The sequence below is a fragment of the Streptomyces sp. MZ04 genome (genome assembly GCF_004684775.1).
Taxonomy (GTDB): Bacteria; Actinomycetota; Actinomycetes; order Streptomycetales; family Streptomycetaceae; genus Streptomyces.
On the sequence record NZ_SRIC01000055.1, the window covers coordinates 1 to 19,014 of the forward strand.

Below are 19,014 nucleotides of genomic sequence, written 5' to 3' on the forward strand. Positions count from 1 at the left end.
CCCAGCCGGGCCCCGGCCCCGTCCCCGTCCCCGGAACACCGATCCCAGAGATCGCCGGGCCCCGCAGGGAGAGCATGGCCGAGGCGGCCCGACTCCTGGGCTCCCGCCGCGGCATCAAGGTCGTCGAGGTCGACGGCTCCGGCATGCCCGATGCCGAGACCGCGGCAGCCGGCGGTTTCCTGCCGAGCCCGCACGCCAAGCTCGCGGGCCCCACCTTCGAGGAATGGCTCAACGCCCAGCCCTGATCTGGGGGGACTGGTGCGAACTCGGTGGGCAGGCGGCGGCCCGGTGTGCTGGGCCGTCAGGGCCTGTTGCCGCGGATCTGGGTGTCGTACCACCACGACGAGTCACTGACCGTGCTTCGGTGTCCGCCATGTCGGACCAGGACCAGGACCAGTACGAGGACCAGCACGAGGACCAGCAGATCGCACGGGCGCAGGCCGTCGACAGCAAAGGCGGGCCCGGGCACACCCTGTTGCTCGCACTGGCGCTCGCGCTGCCCTGTGTGAAGGTGACGTACACGGTGGGCGGCGAGGCGAACGCGCGCGGCGTCTTCGTCGGCATGGAGCCCGCCAACTGGCCCGACGTGGTGCTCGGAATGCTCCTCACCGAGCCGGCGCTCGGCGCGGTGTTCGGGATCGTCGTGTCGCGGGTCGTCTTCGCCTTGTTCGCGGCGCGCGGCGCCGTGCCCCAGGGGCACAGCTGGGCCGACACCGCGCGGCGGATCGCGTTGACGGCCGTCAATCCGTTCGCCGTGGGCCTCATCGCCGCCTGCTTCTACGGTCCTTGGTGGGGCCTGGCCACCGGCCTGATCGCCTTCGCGCTGCGCGAGGGAGTCGTCGTGGAGTACCGCACAGGCCGCCGCGGCAAGCGGCACCACGACGTCGGCTACCGGCCCAGCGGCTGGCTGCGCGGTGTGGCGGGCGCCGAGCAGTGGATCGCCGCAGCCCTCACCGTCCTCGTCCTGCCGCTGCTCGCGTTCAACGTCGCGCTGGACGGCAAGGCGTGGACCTCGGTACTCGAATGCCAGGTGCAGAACGGTACGGAGACCTCGACGCAGCGCCTGATCGAACTGGGCCGCAAGGGCAACGGCGTCGTCGGCTGGAACCTGGACACCGAGGAGGTGTCCAACGGGGCCGGCTGCGAGGACACGGGGAGCCTGCGGGTGCGGGAGGCCTGGTGGGAGTGAGTGGGGGACACGGCAGGCCGAGCACCCTCTACCCTCACCCTGACCCTCAGGTTGAGGGTTCACTCGATGAGCCCAACCACGGGCCGCTTCCGGTCGCGGCGATGAGTTTGCGCGGCCCGGGCAGTCTCATCACCGTCTACCAACACAGGACGTCTACCAACACCGGAGGAAGCACGTGCCACAACTGTTGCGGGTCCAGAACTTCAACGTCTCCAGCGACGGATTCGGTGCCGGTGAGGGCCAGAGCCTCGAGAGGCCGTTCGGGCATGCCGATCCGGGGGACATGTTCGCCTGGTGCGGAGCCACGGCGAGCTGGCCCATGCGCACCGACCCCGGAGGCAGCCGCGGCCTCGACGACTACCTCACCCGAGACTTCGCACACAACATCGGCGCCGAGATCATGGGCCGCAACAAGTTCGGGCCTCAGCGCGGGCCCTGGGAGAACTACGACTGGCGCGGCTGGTGGGGCGACGAACCCCCCTTCCACACCCCCGTGTTCGTCATGACCCACCACCCGCGTCCGTCCTTCACTCTGTCCGACACGACGTTCCACTTCGTCGACGACGAACCGGCCAAGGTCCTCGAACGGGCGCGGGAGGCGGCGCAGGGCAAGGACGTCCGGCTCGGCGGCGGGGCCACCACCATCCGGGAGTTCCTCGACGCCGACCTCGTCGACACCCTGCACGTGGCGGTCTCGTCGGTGAAGCTCGGGTCCGGGGCGCGGCTCTGGGAGTCCCCCGATGAACTCCTCGACCGGTTCCACCGCGACGTCGTGCCGAGCCCGAGCGGCGTGACGCACCACCTGTTCTGGCGAAAGTGACGTCAACCGCTGAGTAGCACTAGTCCACCCACACTCCGTCGCGCATGACGACCCTGCCGCGCAGTTCGGGCTCATCCCGCCACGCGCGCACGGTCTTCGGCACCACGTGCACGTACAGAAAGGCGCCTTCCTCCGCTCGAGGGTCCCACCCGAACTTGTCGGTGAACGCGTCTGCCGCGTTCGCCGGCACGTCCCGGTCCAGGAAGCACTCCGCCTCGCCCTGCAGCAGCACCACGTCGACGGTGTCGGGAAGCGACAGGCGGACGCGGGGCTCCTTGCGTACGTTGCGTGCGGTCACGGAAGTCTCGCCGGTGCACATCCATACGCCTCGTCCGTCCCACCAGAACCACAGGGGCACTTGGTGCGGGCCGTGCTCGGGGTGGGCCGTCGCCACCCAGATGTCCCGCTCCGCCTCGAGCCGGGCCAGAGTGTCGCGCCTGCGCTGCGACACGTTGCGATGAGTGGTTTCCGTGGTCTGCATGTTCGGTGACCCTAGCCAGCGTCCGCGCCGCACGCATGGGGCGCGGGTCCTACTCCATGCGACCGAACCGCCACTCAGCTACTCGTTGTCCGGCTCAGGGTCCCAGTCCAGGAGCCGGACCTTCGCCACCGTGCGCACATGCCTGCGCATGGCCGCAGCCGCCTTCTTGGGCTGCCGGGCCTCGATCGCCTCGAGGATCGCGAGGTGCTGGGCGTGTGACCGTGGCGGGCGGCCGGGCTGGCGCAGGGACTCGTTGCGGCTCTCGGCGATCTGGTCGGCGATGGAGCGCATGAACTCGGCGAGGATGCCGCTGTGCGCCGCGCCGGTGACCGCCGCGTGGAAGAGACGGTCGCCCTCCACGCCGTGCGCGCCGTCCTCGATCTCGGTGGCCATCCGGGCCAGGGCGGAGCGGATGGCCACCAGGTCCTCGTCGGTGCGGCGCTCGGCCGCCAGTTCGGCGAGCTTCGTCTCCAGGGCCTCACGCGCGTCCAGTACGTCGGGGAGCCGCCGGCGGCGCTCGACGAGCTGCTCGACGGGCTCGACGTCGAGGGTGTCGCGGACCAGGTAGGTGCCGCCGCCGTGCCGGGCCTCGACCAGGCCCTGGACCTCCAGGACGACGATGGCCTGCTTCACGGACGCGCGGCTGACGCCGAGCCGGGCCGCCAGGTCGCGCTCGGGCGGGAGGCGGTCGCCCGCTCCCAGGCCGCCCTCGGCGACATAACTGCGCAGGCTGTCGAGGACCTGCTCGTACAGGCGCGGCTTGGCCGCCACCGGGCGCAGTGCGTCGGTCATGCCCGTCCCCCTTGCCCGCTCTTGCGCGGTGTTGGTCCCCTGCGGCGGCAGCGTAACACCGGGGGTGGCCGGCTCACCGGGTCTGTGGATAAGTGGCCGAGTGGATAAGTGGCTGAGCCAATTCTTGTCGCGTCTCTTGACGGTCTCCACACACAACACCCAATGTGGTTCAGCCACTTGGCCACTTGGCCACTCCGCCACTTGACCACCGTGCCGCTTTGCCACTCGGCCGTTTGACCACTCGGCCGCTAAGCCGCTCAACCACTTACTGGCCTGGGGACCCAAGGACGGGAGCCCGCATGTCCGCCGAATTGATATCGATCCTCGTGCTCGTCGTGGTGTTCGTGATCGCCACCACCCGCTCCATCAATATGGGCGCGCTCGCCTTCGCCGCCGCGTTCGGCGTCGGCGAACTCGTCGCGGACCTCGACGCCGACAAGATCTTCGCCGGTTTCCCCGGTGACCTCTTCGTCGTACTCGTCGGCGTGACGTACTTGTTTGCGATCGCCCGGGCCAACGGCACCACCGACTGGCTGGTGCACGCCTCGATCCGGCTCGTGCGCGGGCGGGTGATGCTGATCCCTTGGGTGATGTTCGTACTGACCGGTGCGCTCACCGCGATCGGCGCGGTCAGTCCGGCCGCCGTCGCCATCGTGGCGCCGATCGCCCTCAGCTTTGCCGCGCGGTACGCGATCAGCCCGCTCCTGATGGGGGCGATGGTGGTGCACGGCGCGCAGGGCGGCGGCTTCTCCCCGATCAGCATCTACGGCACGATCGTCAACGGCATCGTCGAGCGCGAGGGCCTCCCCGGCAGTGAGATCACCCTGTTCCTCGCCTCACTCATCGTCAACCTCGTGATCGCCGGTGTGGTGTTCGTGCTGTTCGGAGGGTTGAAGCTGCGGAAGGTCGATGCGCTCGCGGAGGGCGGCTCCGACGACGCCGACGAAGCGGCCGAAGCGGCCGGTCGCCTCACCACCGCCCGCATCGCCACCCTCGCCGCCCTCGTGGCCCTGGTCGTCGCCGTACTCGCCTTTGACCTGGACGCCGGGCTGACGTCCATCACCCTCGCCGTCCTCCTCGCCGCCTGCTGGCCCGACGACAGCCGCGACGCCGTCAGCCAGATCGCCTGGTCGACGGTCCTGCTGATCTGCGGAGTGCTGACCTACGTCGGCGTCCTGGACCAGATGGGCACGATCGACTGGGCGGGCGAGGGCGTCAGCGACATCGGTGTCCCGCTGCTGTCCGCCGTGCTCCTTTGCTACATCGGCGCGCTGGTCTCCGCGTTCGCCTCTTCCGTCGGCATCATGGGGGCGCTGATTCCGCTGGCCGTGCCCTTCCTGGCGCAGGGCGAGATCGGGGCGGTCGGCATGGTGGCCGCGCTCTCGGTGTCGGCGACGGTGGTGGACGTGAGCCCGTTCTCGACCAACGGCGCGCTGGTGCTGGCCGCGGCACCCGACGTCGACCGGGAGCGTTTCTTCCGGCAGCTGATGGTGTACGGAGGAGTCGTGGTGGCCGTGGTGCCCGCTGTGGTGTGGCTCGCGCTGGTGGTGCCCGACTGGGGATGACGCCACCGCGCCATCCGGAACGGCTGACGGCTGACGGCTGACGGCTGACGGCTGACGAACAACCTAAGGAGTACGACGCGTGTCCTCTCTCTTCCCGGCCTTGACCGCGGCCCTGGCGGATCCTGACGGCACCGACGCGCACCGGCCCGCCCTGCGTTTCGGCGACCGTTCCCTGACCTACGCCGAGCTCGCGGCCACAGCGGCGCCGCTCGCCGCGCGCGTCACGGACGCGGGCCGGGTCGCCGTGTGGGCCACCCCCACCCTGGAGACCGCCGTCGCCGTGGTCGCCGCTCTGCTCGCGGGCGTCCCCGCCGTGCCGCTCAACCCGAAGTCGGGCGAGAGCGAGCTGGGGCACATCGTGAGCGACAGCGAGCCGACGCTGATCCTCGCGGCCGGGAGCGATCAACTGCCATACACGCTCGATACGTTGGAGCGCGTCGGCATCGACGTGCGCCCCACAGGGACGAGGCGCCCCTACCTCACCACCCTCGCGGAACGCCCCGCCGAAGACCCCGCCCTGATCGTCTACACCTCCGGCACCACCGGCCCGCCGAAGGGCGCCGTCATTCCCCGCCGGGCCGTCGCCGACACCCTGGACGCCCTCGCGGACGCCTGGCAGTGGACCGGCGACGACGTACTCGTCCACGCCCTGCCCCTCTTCCATGTGCACGGCCTGATCCTGGGCATCCTCGGCCCGCTGCGTCGCGGTGGATCCGTGCGGCATCTCGGCAGGTTCGAAACGGCAGGCGTGGCCCAGGAGTTGAGCGAGGGCGCCACGATGCTGTTCGGGGTGCCGACGATGTACCACCGGATCGCGGAGGCGCTGCCCGACGACCCGGCACTGGCCAAGGCCCTCGCACGGGCGCGGCTGCTCGTGTCGGGGTCGGCAGCCTTGCCCGTCCACGACCACGAGCGGATCGCGGCGGCCACGGGACGGCGCGTCATCGAGCGGTACGGAATGACCGAGACGCTGATGAACACGAGCGTGCGCGCGGACGGCGAGGCACGCGCGGGCACGGTCGGGGTGCCGCTGCCGGGAGTCGAACTGCGCCTGACGGAGGAGGACGGAGTGACGGCCGTCGCTGCCCTGGACGGCGAGACGGTGGGCGAGATCCAGGTGCGCGGCCCCAACCTCTTCACCGAGTACCTCAACCGCCCCGACGCGACGGCGGCGGCGTTCACCGATGACGGCTGGTTCCGCACCGGCGACATGGCGGTGCGCGACCCCGACGGCTACGTACGCATCGTCGGCCGCAAGGCCACCGACCTCATCAAGAGCGGCGGCTACAAGATCGGGGCGGGTGAGATCGAGAACGCGCTCCTGGAACACTCCGGTGTACGGGAGGCCGCGGTCACCGGGGAGCCGGACGCCGACCTCGGCGAGCGGATCGTGGCGTGGATCGTGCCCGCCGATCCCCAATTCCCGCCTCCCGCCGGGGAGTTGGCGGACCATGTGGCGCGCAGTCTGGCGCCTCACAAGCGACCCCGTGTCGTGCACTACCTCGACGCTCTGCCCCGCAACGACATGGGCAAGATCATGAAGCGGTCGCTGACCCATGACTGACGACCGGCGCCCCGTGTCCGCCGACGGACGCCCTGCGGCGGAGGACGGGCGCCCCATGACCGGCACCCGGCGGCTCACGGCGCGCGAGGCCATCGCCCTCGCCACGGACGACTTCGCCGAACTGCCCGCCCCGGCAGGCGAGTACAGGGCGGACGGCCCCCTGTCCTGGCAGGGCTATGACGCCTCGCGCGTGCGCGCCGCCGCCCGCACCGGTGAGGAGGAGTCGGTCGTCTGCGGCACGGCGACCGTCGGCGGAATCACCGCCGTGCTGATCGCGTTCGAGTTCGGCTTCCTGGGCGGGTCGCTGGGCGAGCGCACGGGTGACCGCCTGGTGGCGGCGTACGCATACGCGCGCGAGGCCCGCGTCCCACTCGTCTCGCTCGTCGCGACGGGCGGCAGCCGCGTCCAGGAGGGCATGCGCGCACTGGTCCAACTCCAGCGCGTGGCAGGGCAGTCCGCGCGCACCAGGCAGTCCGGACTGCCCCAGATCGCCGTGCTGCTCGACCCGACCACGGGAGGCGGCTGGGCCACCCTGGGCGCGGGCGCCGACGTGATCCTGGCGCTGCCGGGCGCCGAGGTGGGCTTCGCCGGCTCACGCGTACGGCCGCCCGACGCGGACGCGGCCGCGTACACGGCGGAGGCGCAGCTGGCGGCGGGCGCGATCGACGCCGTGGTTCCCCCGCAGGAGCTGCGGCAGGTGCTGGGGCGCTGGCTGCGTCTGCTGGGCCGCCCGTCGACCGAGCCCGCCCCGCCTCCCCCGGCCCTGGGCGCCACCGGTCTCCCGGCCACCGGCTGGGACGCCGTACGCAACGCGAGATCCCCCCAACGCCCGTGCGCGGCAGCCTACTTGGACACCTACTTCACGCACCGCTCGGCGATCAGCGGCGACCGGTGCGGCGGCACCGACGACGGCATGCTGTGCGGCTTCGGGGAGCTGCCGGACAACGACGCCGGTACGCGCACCAACGACGGCCGCACACGCGCCATCGCCTACGCCGCCCAGACCGGCACGGCCACCCGCCCCGCCGGCTACCGCACCGCCGCACGGCTGATCCGCCTCGCGGACCGCCTACGCATCCCCGTATTGACGCTGGTGGACACCCCGGGCGCCGCCAACGACGCGGAGGCGGAACGGCAGGGCGCGGGCGCCGCGATCGCGGAACTGTTCGGCGCCGTGGCCACCGCCGAAATCCCGATCACCACCTTGCTGATCGGCGAGGGCGGCTCGGGCGGCGCGCTGGCGCTCGCCGCACCCGTCAACACCTGGGCGACGCCGGACAGTTACTTCTCCGTCATCGCCCCTGAGGCAGCAGCCGCCATCCTCAAACGACCGCAGGAAGAGGTGCGCACTACGGCAGACCAACTCCGCATCCGCCCACAGGACTTGGAGCACCTGGGCGTCGTACGAGGAATCGTGGACACGAAGCACACGTCCTAGACCGTCAGCAATGGGGCTGCCCACGCCGGAGATCGCCGCCCGTCGAAAATGCCCTGGGTGGTCTCCGTCAACGGCCGGTAGCGTGCGGCCACCGACCAAGGGAGTGAGCCGGTGCGCCCCATGCTGCTGATCGATGTCGACGGACCGCTGAATCCCTACGCCGCAAAGCCACAGCGCCGCCCCCGGGGCTACCAGACGCACCGCCTGCTGACGCCCCGGTGGGAGGCCACCGAACGGCACCGAATGGAACAGTGGGGGCTCCCCGACAGGCGGGTGAAACCACTGCGGGTGTGGCTCAACCCCGACCACGGGCCGCCGCTGGCCGCACTCCCCTTCGATCTGGTCTGGGCGACGACCTGGGAAGAAGAGGCCAACGCCTTCATCGCCCCCGTGCTGGGACTGCCCGCGCTGCCCTTCATTCCGTGGCCCTCGCCGCGACCCGATCCCCCGGATGGCGTGTTCTGGAAGACGCCACAGATCGGCGCGTGGGCCGAGGGCCGTGCCTTCGCCTGGGTCGACGACGAGATCACCGATGCCGACCGCGCATGGGTGAAGGCCCACCACGACGGCCCCGCCCTGCTCCATCGCATCGACCCCCGAATCGGCCTGGTCCCCGACGACTTCGCCCTCCTGACGCAATGGGAAAAATCAGTGGCGGGCCCTGGTACTCACCCACGAGCATGCACCGCATGACTGACCAACCCGCACGCTGGACCCAGGCAACCATCTACCCCGACATGTGGGCTGACCCGGACGACGACCCCCGTGACGGCGAAGGAGTCAGTCCGGACGGCGAGCTTGCGACGCTGGAGGACTTCCTGAAGAACTACCGCATCACCCTGCGGATGAAGTGCGAAGGCCTGGATGCGGAGCAAATGGCCCGTCGGTCGGTGCCGCCTTCGACGATGTCGCTGCTCGGGCTGATCCGGCACCTCGTCGAGGTGGAGCGGGACTGGCGCAACTGGATCACCGACGGTGATCCCGTGCCGAAGCTGTACGGCAAGCGTGACGCGGACTTCGACGGAGCCGTCGCCGAGCAGGCCGAGGTCGACGCCGCGTACGCCGCTCTGGAGCGCGAGCAGGCCGCGACCGACGCCGCGCTGGCCGCCCACCCGGATCTGGGCGAGCGGGTGGGCAAGGACGGGATCGCGATACGGGAGCTGTTGGTGCACAGGATCGAGGAGTACGCGCGTCATTGCGGGCACGCCGACCTGTTGCGCGAGTGCGTCGACGGACGGGTGGGCCAGTAGCCATTCGCCTCCGGCGGGTGGCAGATGGCGGTGCCGCGCGGCTGCTCGGGCAGCCCATTGCTACGGAAGTACGAGGTGGGAGGGGTCGTCCTCGCGACGGATCTCGCTGGGCCGCGGCGTACTGGTTGATCGAGGTCCATGCCTGGATCTTCCCGTAGATCTTCGCGCAGCCCGACCGGCCTCAGGTACCTGGTTGGTACCTTGGTGGTATGCCATCGCTGAACGTGTCCTTCACGGACAAGGAATTCGAGGGAGTCCGCGCGGCCGCGGCGGCCGCGGGCAAGAGTCTCAAGCAGTACGTGCACGACCTCGGCGTGCGTGAAGCGGAGCGCAAGCAGTTCATCGTCGGCGCCTCCGAGTGGGCCGAGAAGCTGCGCTCCGAGTTCGACGAGGACCGCCCCCAGGAGATTCCGCCCTCCGAGCGCCATGAGGGGTCCACGGCCGCCTGATGGTTCTGTACATAGACGTCGCCTGGCTCTTGGACGTCCAGGAGTTCGCTGTCGCGCCCGAGGACATGACCGTGTCGGACTACTCCGCGCTGGTCGCCGCGGTGGCCCGGCACAAGACGAAGCTGCCGACCCTGGAATCCGCCGACCCGGACGCCGCGTGGCGCGCCGCCGCTCTGCTGCACACCATCGTGCGCCTGGAGCCGCTGCCCTATCGCAACAGTCTGTACGCGGCGTTCGTGGCGGCCCAGTACATGGACCAGTCCGGCGAGGGCATCGACCCGCCCTACGGAGCGCTGTCCGACCTCGTACGCAAGATCCGCGAGAGCCGCGTCAGCGTCTATGCCGTCGCCGACCAGATCAGGTCCTGGAAGGTCTGATCCGGTCGGGGTCCGCCGCCCAGGACGCGAGGATGCGCAGCCCGTCGAAGGAGGGTGTGCCGGGTTCGGCGGTCCACACGACCAGCTGCTGGTCGGGGTCCGTGCTTGCGGTCAGGGTGTCCCAGTCCAGGGTCAGCTCGCCGACGAGGGGGTGGTTGAGTGTCTTCGTGCCCACGCTCAGGGAGGCGACCTCGTGGCCGGCCCACCAGGTGCGGAAGTCCTCGTCGCGTACGGACAGTTCACCGACCAGCGATACCAGGCGCGGGTCCTGGGGATACTTCGCCGCTTCCCTGCGCAATTGCGCCACGGCGGTGCGGGCGACCTTCTCCCATTCCGGATAGAGCTTGCGCAGGGCGGGATCGGTGAACATCAGGCGGACGTAATTGCGTTCCTTCTCCGGGACTTCGGAGAAGTCGGTCACCAGGGCGGCGCCGAGCGCATTCCAGGCCAGCACGTCCATCCGGCGGCCGAGGACGATCGCCGGAGTTGCGGTGAGAGCGAGCAGGCGTCGCAGCTGCGGCTGGACCTTCTGCCGCGCTTTGCCGCGGGTCCGCGTCCCTGTTCTGCCCGCCAGCTCGAATACGTAGTCGCGCTGATCGTCCTGCAGGTGCAGCACCCGCACCAGGGTCTGCAGCACCGCTGCCGATGGCTGCATCCGGCCCTGCTCAAGGCGGGTGTAGTAGTCCATTCTCCTCTTTGCGCGCTCGGAGGAATATGTGAGCGTGAAGGAGAAGCCGCTACGAAAGGCATCCGGATGCCGGATTGGAATCCCCTTCCGGCGGCCCTACAGCTTTCGACTTTTAGCTTTCGGCCTTCCGTCTTCCGCCTTCCGTCTTCCGCCTTCCGCCTTCCGCCTTCCGCCTTCCGCCTTCCGCCTTCCGCCTTCCGCCCTACAGCGTCGCCCCCCCTGGAGCACACACCCCCATGAGCAAGGTCTTCATCATCACCGGCGCCGGCCGCGGCCTGGGTACCGACCGAGCTCGGCCAGGCCCGCCAGGTCGCACAGCAGGCCGTGGAGGCGTTCGGCCGGATCGACGTCCTGGTCAACAACGCCGCGAACTTCTACGCCGGCTACTTCGAGGAGATCTCCGGTGCCCAGATGCGCCGGCAGATCGAGACGAACCTGTTCGGCCCGATGAACGTCACCCGCGCCGTCCTGCCCGTCATGCGCGCCCAGCGCGACGGCCACATCATCAGCCTCTCCTCCATCGCCGGGCTGGTGGGCCAGGAATTCTGCGTCGCGTACGCCGCCGCGAAGTTCGGCCTCGAGGGCTGGATGGAGTCCCTGCGCTTCGACGTCGAGCCGTTCGGGATCCGCACCACGATCGTGGAACCGGGCTTCTTCCGCACCGAGCTGCTCATGGATGCCTCCACCACCTGGGCGGAACTGTCCATCGACGACTACGCCGAGCGCACCGCCGCCACGAAGGCCGCCTGGCAGTCCATGAACGGGCAGCAGGCCGGCGACCCAGCCAAGCTCGCCGACGCCCTGCTGAAGGTCGCCGCCCTGGAGCAGCCTCCGCTGCGGTTCGTCGCCGGTGCCGACGCCATCCCCACCGCCGAGGCCAAGGGCCAGGAGCTGATCGAGCAGGCGCGCGCCTCCCGCGCCCTGGGTGCGGATCTCGCTCACACCGACGCGACCTGATCTCACGCCCCCAAGAAAAGATCCCCCCGACATCCCAACCAGAAGGAACACCCCGTGGAACTTCTCAAGCAGCAGCCGACCGTGAAGGCTCCGGCGGACTGGTTCACCGGCGACGTCTGGTTCGACGTCATCCACGCCGGACAGGAGCCGTCGCGCATGCGCATGAACAGGGTGCGTTTCTCCCCCGGCGCCCGCACCGACTGGCACCACCACGCCGTCGGCCAGACCCTGCACGTCGTCGAAGGCGTCGCCCTCATCGGCACCCGCGACGGAACGGTCATCGAGGCCCACCCCGGCGAGACGGTCACCTGTCCGCCCGGTGAGGAGCACTGGCACGGCGCGGCGCCAGACCGTTTCATGCAGCACCTGGCCCTGTGGGAGGGCACGGGCGACGACCGACCGGAGACCGTCTGGCTGGAGAAGGTCACCGACGCGACCTACACCGGGCCGCGCACCAACGCCCGCTGACCGCCGCATGCGTGAGCCGCATGCCGTGAGCCGTGAGCCGTGAGCCGCATGCCGTGATGAGAATCCGAGCGCGACCCGTCAGCTTCACCGGCGGGCGTTGAGACGGGCGGCCTGTCGTGTCAGGTGGTCGCGCTCGGCGAGGTTGGTGGCCTGCTGAGCCGCCTCGGCGTACAGCCGTGCCGCCGTCGTCAGGTCTCCGTCGCGCTCGTGGAGGTACGCCGCCACCGCGGTGTGGCGAGGGAGCGAGTCGTCCAGCTTCGCGAGCGCCGCCAGGCCGGAGCGGGGTCCATCGGCCTCGCCGACGGCCACCGCGCGGTTGAGCAGGACGACCGGGCTGTCGGTCAGGCCCGCGAGCTCGTCGTACCACTCGACGATCTGCACCCAGTCGGTCTCCTCGGCGGTGGGCGCGTCGGCGTGGAGGGCGGCGATGGCGGCCTGGGCCTGGAACTCGCCCAGGCGGTCGCGGGCGAGGGCCGCCTGCAGGATCTGCACGCCCTCCGCGATCGACTCGGTGTCCCAGCGGCCGCGGTCCTGCTCGGCGAGCGGCACCAGACTGCCGTCGGGCGCGGTCCTGGCGGCACGCCGGGCGTGGTGGAGCAGCATGAGAGCGAGCAGCCCCGACGCCTCGGGGTGGTCGACGGCGGCCGCGAGCTGCCGGGTGAGCCGGATGGCCTCGGCGGCGAGGTCGACATCGCCGGAGTAGCCCTCGTTGAAGACCAGGTAGAGGACGCGCAGCACGGTGGCGACGTCGCCGGGCTTGTCGAACCGCACGCCGGAGACGGTGCGCTTGGCCCGGCTGATCCGCTGCGCCATGGTCGCCTCGGGCACCAGGTAGGCCTGGGCGATCTGGCGGGTGGTGAGACCGCCGACGGCGCGCAGTGTGAGCGCGACCGCGGACGACGGCGTGAGCGACGGGTGGGCGCACAGGAAGTAGAGCTGGAGGGTGTCGTCCGCCGCGGGTGCGGGCCCGGGCGACGGCTCCTCGTCGACGCGATCCTCGCGTCGGCGGCGGGCGGTGTCCGCGCGGGTCGCGTCGAGGAACTTGCGCCAGGCCGCGGTGACCAGCCAGCCCTTCGCATCGCGCGGAGGGTCGGCCGGCCAGACGCGGACCGCCTCGACGAGTGCGTCCTGTACGGCGTCCTCGGCCGCCGCGAAGTCGGCTCCGCGGCGGACGAGGACGGCGAGCACGCTCGGCGTGAGGCTCCTCAGCAGGGCCTCGTTCATCTGAGTCACCTGAGAGGTCACTCCGTGATGGTGGGCTGCACGCCGTAGAACGGGCGCAGCTCCAGCCACTCGTGGATCGGCTTGCCGCCAGCCCCAGGGGCGGCCGACAGTTCCCCGGCCAGCTCGACGGCGCGCTCGTAGTTGTCGACGTCGATCACCATCCAGCCGGCGATGACGTCCTTGGTCTCGGCGAACGGCCCGTCGGTGACCGGCGGGCGCCCCTCACCGTCGTACCGGACGAACGTCCCCTCGGGGGCCAGCGCCTGGCTGTCGACGAACTCGCCGGTCTTCTCCAGCCGGGCCGCGAAGTCGTTCATGTACTGCAGGTGGGCCGAGATCTCCTCCGGCGTCCACTGGTCCATGGGCACGTCGTTGACGGCAGCCGGGGCGCCTCGGTAGTGCTTGAGCAGCAGGTACTTGGCCATGACGGTTCTCCTTGGTGCTGATGCGACCCATTGTGGTCGCGTTCATAGCAGGGACGGAGCCGGTCGGCGGTTCTCGACATCGCCGTACGAAATCTTTTCTGGCACTCATTGGCACTCATTGGCACTCATGGGCACTCATTGACACCCAGCCGAACGGGCGGACCCGTGCTCCCTCGCACATGCCCGCCCGACTGCGCCTTGGCTAATCTGCACGGGTGACCACCGACCTGACCCTCCTGGAGCGTGTCGCCTATCGAGGGCAGGAGGTCACCGCGCCCCGGCTCCGCGGCCTCCTCGCGCTGCTCGCGGGCGAGTTGCGCGCGGGCTGCAGCACCGAGCGCCTGGTGGCGGGGCTGTGGCCGGACGCGTTGCCGGAGAGGCCGGCCAAAGCGGTGCAGGTTCTCGTGTCCAGGGCGCGGGCGCAGCTGGGCGCCGATGTCATCGCCGGGACGCCGACCGGGTACCGGCTCGCCCTCGCCGAGGATCAGGTCGACAGCTCCGCCCTGCTGCGGTACGCCGCCGCGAGCGCGGAGCGGGCCAGGGCCGGGGACCACGCGGGGTCGCTGGCCGCGGCCGAGGCCGGGCTGACGCTGTGGGAAGGCGCCCCTGACGGGGTGGGCGACGCCGACGACCCCGTGGCCGCCCTGCGCGCCGAACGCGCCCCCGCCCGCGGTGCGCTCGTCCGCGCGCAGGCGCTCGCCCTGGCCCGCCTCGGGCGGCACGCGGAGGCGGCCGGGCCGCTGGCCGTGGCCGCGTCGGAGCAGCCGCGCGACGAGGAGGTGCTCGCCGAGCTGCTGCGCGGCGAGGCGGCGACGGCGGGCCCGTCCGCCGCGCTGACACGGTACGAGGCGTACCGCCGACAGCTGCGCGACGAGCTCGGCACGGATCCGGGCGCCGGACTCAGGGCCGTGCAGCAGGAGCTGCTGCACGGCGAGGCGCCCCTCGTCAGACATGGCGTGCCGCACGAGCCGAACCAACTCCTCGGCAGGGACGAGGACATCGCGGCGGTGCGGCGCCTGCTGCGCGCCTCACGCGCCGTCACCGTCGTCGGCCCCGGCGGCCTCGGCAAGACCCGGCTCGCGTACGCCGTCGGCCGCCGAGCGGAGCAGCGCGTGGTGCACTGCGTGCCGCTCGCCGGCGTCACCGCGGACGAGGACGTGGCCACGGAGGTGGCCTCCGCGCTCGGCGCGGGCGAGGGGCGGCACGGTGCCCTGAGCGGCCATGCCGCGGCCGACCCGGTGTCCGGCATCCTCGGCGTGCTCGGCTCGGGGCCCGCGCTGCTGGTCCTCGACAACTGCGAGCAGGTCGTCCGGGGCGCCGCCGACCTCGTAGGGGCCCTGGTCTCGTCCTCGAAGGACCTGCGGGTGCTCGCCACCAGCCGGTCCCCGCTGAGCCTCACGTCGGAGGCCGTGTACGCGCTGCCCGAGCTCGGCCTCGACACCGCCGTCGAGCTGTTCACGCAGCGGGCCCGTGCCGCCAGGGCCGGTGTGGAACTGCCGCTGGACGCGGTGGCGGAACTGTGCCGCCACCTCGACGGGCTGCCGCTCGCCGTGGAGTTGGCCGCGGCGCGGGTGCGGGTGCTTTCGGTGCCGGAGATCGCCCGCCGCCTCGGCGACCGGTTCGCGCTGCTGCGCGGCGGGGCACGGGACGTACCGGAACGTCACCGCACGCTGCACGCGGTCGTGGAGTGGAGCTGGAACCTGCTCACGGAGGACGCCAGGGCGGCGCTGCGCGCCCTGTGCGCCTTCCCTGGCGGCTTCGTGGGCGAGGCGGCGGAGCAGGTCCTGGGCGACGATGCGCTGCCGCTGCTTGAGCAGCTGGCCGATCAGTCGCTGCTCACCGTCACCGACACCCCGTTCGGCGTGCGGTTCCGGATGCTGGAGTCCGTACGGGAGTTCAGCGCGGCCCGGCGTGCGGAGGCGGGCGAGGAAGACGAGGCCGTCGGCCGATTCCTCACCTGGGCAAGGGACTTCGGGGTCGCGTACCACGACGCGCTCATCGGCCCGGACCCCTCCCCGAGGGAACACCCCCTTGCCGCCCGGGAGTTGATCAGGACCGAGCAGGACAACCTCGTACCGGCCCTGCGGCACGCCCTGGCCCGTGCTGACGGCCCCACCACCGCCGCCGTCACCGCCGTCCTGGCCGCGCTGTGGTCCACCGACTCCAACTACCCCCGCCTCGCCGCGCTCGCCGCCGACACCGGCCCGCCGCTGTCGCACTACCGCCCCGGGCCCGCGTACGTCGAAGTCACCCGCGCCGCCGCCGTGTTGTGCGCGGCTGCCCAGTTCATGAACTACGGCCCGTACGGCATACGCCACCTCGTGATCCTCCGGCGGTTGCCCCCGGCCCCGCCGGACACGCTGCTGCGCGCCACCGCGGCAGTGCTGAGCGCGGTTCCGGAGATGCTGCCTCCCGATTACGCGGTGCTGCGCAAACTCTGCGGCGGAGAGCAGCCGTTGGTGGCCGGCATCGCCGAGTGCGTGGCCTCCTTCGTCTGGGAGTCCGAGCACGACATGGACCGCGCGCTGGCGTCGGCCCGCCGGATGATCGCCGCGCTGGGCCCGGTCGGCAATCCGTTGCTGCAGCTCATGGGCCACTCCCGGCTGAGCGAGCTGTGCTTGCGGACGGGACAGGGCGAGGACGCCTACGTACATCTCAAGGCGGCGCTCGATGTGCTGCCGCGGCTCGGCGGCGAGGACGACTACATCGGCATCCGCTCGGCCCTCGTCCTCGCCTGCCTGCAGCGCGGCGACCCGGACGAGGCGGAGTACTGGCTGCGGCAGTCGGAGGGGGCCAACACCCCGCAGCAGGACGCCTTTTACAGCCCGGACCTCGGCGGGCACGCCGAGATCGCGCTCGCCCGCGGACACACGGAGGCCGGTCTCGGCCTGTGGCGCAGCGCCGTGGAGCGACTGCCCGAGACCGGCTCGATCCACACCGGCGACCCCTGGCTCGACCCGTGGGCGCTTCAGATCCAGTCGGCGGCGGTGACGGCGCACGCGCACGGCGGCCGTCTCGAGCTCGTCGCGGAGCCGGTCGATCGGTTGCGGCAGCGACTCCGGACGCTGCTCGGCGGCCCGCCTCGCTCGCCCATGGAGCTCCCTGTGTTCGGGACGGTGTTGCACGCCCTCGGCATGGCGGGACTCGCGTCCGGCGACGCCGGTGCAGGTGCAGGTGCCGATGTTGATGCCGATGCCGATGCCGATGCCGATGCCGTACGGATGATCGCGCTGGCCGAACGCCTGCGGGTACTGCGGGAGTTCCAGCCGACAATGTCGGCGGCCCGCGCCCGTCAGGCGGCCGAGGACGCCGACGGGGCGGCGTACGCCGACGCCGTGTCGGAGTACGCCGCCCTGGGCCGGGACGAGTTGTGGGAGGCGGCCCGCGCGCTTACTTCGGGTCGCGGCGGAACAGCTACTTCGGGTCGCGGCTGAACAGCGACGTCGACCAGCGATAGCCGAGAGCGGCCAGACCCAGGCACCAGACGACGGTGATCCACCCGTTGCTGCCGATCTGGCTGCCGAGCAGCAGGCCGCGCAGGGTCTCGATGGCCGGGGTGAACGGCTGGTACTCGGCGAACGGCCGGAACCAGCCCGGCATCGCGTCGACCGGCACGAACGCGCTCGAGATGAGCGGGAGAATCATCAGCGGAAGCGCGTTGTTGCTGGCCGCCTCGGGGTTCGGGCTTGCCATGCCCATCCCGACCGCGATCCAGGTGAACGCCGTGGCGACCAGGGCGAGCAGCCCGAACGCCGCCAGCCACTCCAAGGCCGTGGCGTCGGTGGACCGGAAGCCGATGGCCACGGCGACGGCGCCGACGAGGACCACGCTGAGGATCGCCCGCAGCACGCTGCCGATGACGTGCCCGATGAGCACCGAGCCGCGGTGGATCGCCATCGTACGGAAGCGGGCGATGATGCCCTCGGTCATGTCCATGGAGACGGAAATCGCGGTCCCGGCCGGGGTGGCGCCGAGGGTCATCAGCAGGATGCCCGGGACGAGATAGGCGATGTAGTCGGAGCGGTCGGCGCCGCCGCCGATGCCCGCGCTCATCACGTCGCCGAAGACGTAGACGAAGAGCAGCAGCAGGACGATCGGCGTCAGCAGGATGTTGAGGGTGAGGGACGGGTAGCGCCGCGCGTGCAGGAGGTTGCGCCGCAGCATCGTGGAGGAGTCGCGCACGGCGAGGGAGAGGGAGCTCATCGGACGGCCGCGCCTTCCTTGTCGGGTCGGCTGGTGCCACTGGTCAGGGCGAAGAACACGTCGTCGAGGTCGGGCGTGTGCACGGTCAGTTCGTCGGCCTCGATACCGGCCGATTCCAACCAGTCGAGGATGGACCGCAGTTCGCGCTGACTGCCGTCGCTGGGAATCTGCAACGACAGCGTCTCGTCGTCCGTGGTGACCTCGCGCAGCGCGACGGCGGCGGACCCGTACGCGACCGGGTCGGAGAACCGCAGCCGCACATGACCGCCGGGAATGAGCCGCTTCAGCTCCTCGGCACTCCCCTCGGCGGCGATCTTCCCGTCGTTCAACACCGCGATGCGGTCGGCGAGTTCGTCGGCCTCCTCCAGGTACTGGGTGGTGAGGAAGACGGTGACACCGCCGGAGACCAACTCGCGGATGATGCCCCACATGTTGTGGCGACTGCGCGGGTCGAGACCGGTGGTCGGCTCGTCGAGAAAGATGATCCGCGGATTGCCTACGAGCGTCATGGCGAGGTCGAGGCGGCGCCTCATGCCGCCGGAGTAGGTGGAGGCGGGCTTTGTCGCGGCCTCCGCCAGGTCGAAGCGCTGGAGCAGTTCGGCGGCGATCCGCCGCCCCTCGGGCTTGGGGAGATGGTGCAGGTCCGCCATGAGGAGCATGTTCTCCTCGCCGGTGATCAGGCCGTCGACGGCGGAGAACTGCCCGGTGACGCCGATCGCGGCACGCACGGCCTGCGGGTCGGCGGCCAAGTCATGACCGCCGACGCGCAGGTCACCGGCGTCGGCGGTGATGAGGGTGGAGAGGATCTTGACGGCGGTGGTCTTGCCGGCGCCGTTGGGACCCAGGAGGGAGAAGATCGTGCCCTGCGGCACGGCCAGGTCGATGCCGTCGAGGACCGTCTTGTCCCCGTAGGCCTTACGCAGCCCCGTGGCCGCGATGGCGAGTGGGGGCGATGTCGTGGTCGTCATGCCGCAGAGGATGCGGCAGGGCGCATTCAGCGGGGTTTCACGATGGTTTCAGTGTCCGCGATGGGTCCGTGTCCGCGAGGAGTCCGTGTTCGCGAGGAGTCCCGCAACAGGCCCGTCTGCACTGGACGAAAAAAGGCAAGGAGAGAACTCGCTCCT

18 protein-coding genes and 2 pseudogenes are annotated in these 19,014 nt (G+C 71.0%); 13 read left to right on the forward strand and 7 right to left on the reverse strand.

The window, feature by feature from the left end:
* The 3 genes and pseudogenes from E2651_RS14720 to E2651_RS14730 form a co-directional block, all read left to right on the forward strand.
* Positions 1-245: pseudogene (locus tag E2651_RS14720) on the forward strand (hypothetical protein); the annotation flags it as partial.
* Between the two features lie 128 nt (positions 246-373).
* Positions 374-1,189, forward strand: coding sequence for a hypothetical protein (locus E2651_RS14725; RefSeq protein WP_135331598.1), 816 nt, complete (start codon positions 374-376; stop codon positions 1,187-1,189).
* Positions 1,190-1,364: 175 nt separating this feature from the next.
* Positions 1,365-2,009 (forward strand): dihydrofolate reductase family protein, encoded by a 645-nt coding sequence (locus E2651_RS14730; RefSeq protein ID WP_135331569.1) that lies wholly within the window; start codon positions 1,365-1,367, stop codon positions 2,007-2,009.
* 19 nt (positions 2,010-2,028) lie between these two features.
* Here E2651_RS14730 and E2651_RS14735 read toward each other — a convergent pair whose 3' ends face one another.
* Positions 2,029-2,490, reverse strand: a complete 462-nt coding sequence (locus tag E2651_RS14735) for a pyridoxamine 5'-phosphate oxidase family protein (protein ID WP_135331570.1) — start codon at positions 2,488-2,490, stop codon at positions 2,029-2,031.
* Positions 2,491-2,568: 78 nt separating this feature from the next.
* Positions 2,569-3,282: a FadR/GntR family transcriptional regulator gene (locus E2651_RS14740; protein ID WP_135331571.1), complete on the reverse strand. Its 714-nt coding sequence runs from the start codon at positions 3,280-3,282 to the stop codon at positions 2,569-2,571.
* Between the two features lie 299 nt (positions 3,283-3,581).
* On the opposite strand from E2651_RS14740, the gene E2651_RS14745 reads away from it, so the two are divergent.
* The 7 genes from E2651_RS14745 to E2651_RS14775 all read left to right on the forward strand — a co-directional run bounded on the left by E2651_RS14745 (position 3,582) and on the right by E2651_RS14775 (position 9,925).
* Positions 3,582-4,847 (forward strand): SLC13 family permease, encoded by a 1,266-nt coding sequence (locus E2651_RS14745; protein WP_135331572.1) that lies wholly within the window; start codon positions 3,582-3,584, stop codon positions 4,845-4,847.
* Positions 4,848-4,926: 79 nt separating this feature from the next.
* Positions 4,927-6,411 carry an acyl-CoA synthetase gene (locus E2651_RS14750; RefSeq protein ID WP_135331573.1) on the forward strand — a complete coding sequence of 495 codons (1,485 nt, stop codon included), beginning with the start codon at positions 4,927-4,929 and terminating at the stop codon, positions 6,409-6,411.
* A 55-nt stretch (positions 6,412-6,466) separates the two neighbouring features.
* Positions 6,467-7,849: a carboxyl transferase domain-containing protein gene (locus tag E2651_RS14755; protein ID WP_135331599.1), complete on the forward strand. Its 1,383-nt coding sequence runs from the start codon at positions 6,467-6,469 to the stop codon at positions 7,847-7,849.
* 120 nt (positions 7,850-7,969) lie between these two features.
* Complete coding sequence (locus E2651_RS14760) at positions 7,970-8,542, forward strand: hypothetical protein (protein WP_135331600.1); 573 nt, start codon at positions 7,970-7,972, stop codon at positions 8,540-8,542.
* Positions 8,539-9,099 carry a DUF664 domain-containing protein gene (locus E2651_RS14765; protein WP_135331574.1) on the forward strand — a complete coding sequence of 187 codons (561 nt, stop codon included), beginning with the start codon at positions 8,539-8,541 and terminating at the stop codon, positions 9,097-9,099. Before E2651_RS14760 ends, E2651_RS14765 begins: the two co-directional genes overlap by 4 nt.
* Positions 9,100-9,308: 209 nt before the next feature.
* The gene (locus E2651_RS14770) at positions 9,309-9,548 is read left to right on the forward strand and encodes a hypothetical protein (protein WP_135331575.1); all 240 of its coding nucleotides are present in this window, start codon (positions 9,309-9,311) and stop codon (positions 9,546-9,548) included.
* Positions 9,548-9,925: a toxin Doc gene (locus E2651_RS14775; RefSeq protein ID WP_135331576.1), complete on the forward strand. Its 378-nt coding sequence runs from the start codon at positions 9,548-9,550 to the stop codon at positions 9,923-9,925. Before E2651_RS14770 ends, E2651_RS14775 begins: the two co-directional genes overlap by 1 nt.
* On the opposite strand, the gene E2651_RS14780 is transcribed toward E2651_RS14775, so the two are convergent.
* Complete coding sequence (locus E2651_RS14780; protein ID WP_167828793.1) at positions 9,906-10,613, reverse strand: transcriptional regulator; 708 nt, start codon at positions 10,611-10,613, stop codon at positions 9,906-9,908. The two genes, E2651_RS14775 and E2651_RS14780, sit on opposite strands and share 20 nt — an antisense overlap.
* A gap of 236 nt (positions 10,614-10,849) precedes the next feature.
* Between E2651_RS14780 and E2651_RS14785 the strand changes: the two are divergent.
* Positions 10,850-11,570: pseudogene (locus tag E2651_RS14785) on the forward strand (SDR family NAD(P)-dependent oxidoreductase).
* A gap of 54 nt (positions 11,571-11,624) precedes the next feature.
* Positions 11,625-12,038, forward strand: coding sequence for a cupin domain-containing protein (locus E2651_RS14790; RefSeq protein ID WP_135331577.1), 414 nt, complete (start codon positions 11,625-11,627; stop codon positions 12,036-12,038).
* Between the two features lie 84 nt (positions 12,039-12,122).
* Here the strand turns inward: E2651_RS14790 and E2651_RS14795 are convergent, their stop codons facing one another.
* On the reverse strand, positions 12,123-13,262 hold the full coding sequence (locus E2651_RS14795; protein ID WP_135331578.1) for a DUF6596 domain-containing protein: 1,140 nt from the start codon (positions 13,260-13,262) through the stop codon (positions 12,123-12,125).
* A gap of 17 nt (positions 13,263-13,279) precedes the next feature.
* Entirely contained in the window at positions 13,280-13,687 is a 408-nt protein-coding gene (locus E2651_RS14800) for a YciI family protein (protein WP_135331579.1), read from the reverse strand.
* Between the two features lie 215 nt (positions 13,688-13,902).
* On the opposite strand from E2651_RS14800, the gene E2651_RS14805 reads away from it, so the two are divergent.
* Complete coding sequence (locus E2651_RS14805) at positions 13,903-17,121, forward strand: BTAD domain-containing putative transcriptional regulator (protein WP_135331580.1); 3,219 nt, start codon at positions 13,903-13,905, stop codon at positions 17,119-17,121.
* Here E2651_RS14805 and E2651_RS14810 read toward each other — a convergent pair.
* Positions 17,102-17,890, reverse strand: coding sequence for an ABC transporter permease (locus tag E2651_RS14810; protein WP_135331581.1), 789 nt, complete (start codon positions 17,888-17,890; stop codon positions 17,102-17,104). The two genes, E2651_RS14805 and E2651_RS14810, sit on opposite strands and share 20 nt — an antisense overlap.
* The gene (locus E2651_RS14815; RefSeq protein ID WP_135331582.1) at positions 17,887-18,858 is read right to left on the reverse strand and encodes an ATP-binding cassette domain-containing protein; all 972 of its coding nucleotides are present in this window, start codon (positions 18,856-18,858) and stop codon (positions 17,887-17,889) included. Before E2651_RS14815 ends, E2651_RS14810 begins: the two co-directional genes overlap by 4 nt.
* Between the last annotated feature and the right edge of the window lie 156 nt (positions 18,859-19,014).

Bases quoted from the DNA above. Each gene is read 5' to 3' on its own strand.
- E2651_RS14815 (WP_135331582.1), bottom strand. From the start codon at position 18,858: ATGACGACCACGACATCGCCCCCACTCGCCATCGCGGCCACGGGGCTG.
- E2651_RS14810 (WP_135331581.1), bottom strand. From the start codon at position 17,890: ATGAGCTCCCTCTCCCTCGCCGTGCGCGACTCCTCCACGATGCTGCGG.
- E2651_RS14740 (WP_135331571.1), bottom strand. From the start codon at position 3,282: ATGACCGACGCACTGCGCCCGGTGGCGGCCAAGCCGCGCCTGTACGAG.
- E2651_RS14765 (WP_135331574.1), top strand. From the start codon at position 8,539: ATGACTGACCAACCCGCACGCTGGACCCAGGCAACCATCTACCCCGAC.
- E2651_RS14780 (WP_167828793.1), bottom strand. From the start codon at position 10,613: ATGGACTACTACACCCGCCTTGAGCAGGGCCGGATGCAGCCATCGGCA.
- E2651_RS14755 (WP_135331599.1), top strand. From the start codon at position 6,467: ATGACCGGCACCCGGCGGCTCACGGCGCGCGAGGCCATCGCCCTCGCC.
- E2651_RS14795 (WP_135331578.1), bottom strand. From the start codon at position 13,262: ATGAACGAGGCCCTGCTGAGGAGCCTCACGCCGAGCGTGCTCGCCGTC.
- E2651_RS14745 (WP_135331572.1), top strand. From the start codon at position 3,582: ATGTCCGCCGAATTGATATCGATCCTCGTGCTCGTCGTGGTGTTCGTG.
- E2651_RS14800 (WP_135331579.1), bottom strand. From the start codon at position 13,687: ATGGCCAAGTACCTGCTGCTCAAGCACTACCGAGGCGCCCCGGCTGCC.
- E2651_RS14760 (WP_135331600.1), top strand. From the start codon at position 7,970: ATGCTGCTGATCGATGTCGACGGACCGCTGAATCCCTACGCCGCAAAG.
- E2651_RS14735 (WP_135331570.1), bottom strand. From the start codon at position 2,490: ATGCAGACCACGGAAACCACTCATCGCAACGTGTCGCAGCGCAGGCGC.
- E2651_RS14770 (WP_135331575.1), top strand. From the start codon at position 9,309: ATGCCATCGCTGAACGTGTCCTTCACGGACAAGGAATTCGAGGGAGTC.
- E2651_RS14775 (WP_135331576.1), top strand. From the start codon at position 9,548: ATGGTTCTGTACATAGACGTCGCCTGGCTCTTGGACGTCCAGGAGTTC.
- E2651_RS14725 (WP_135331598.1), top strand. From the start codon at position 374: ATGTCGGACCAGGACCAGGACCAGTACGAGGACCAGCACGAGGACCAG.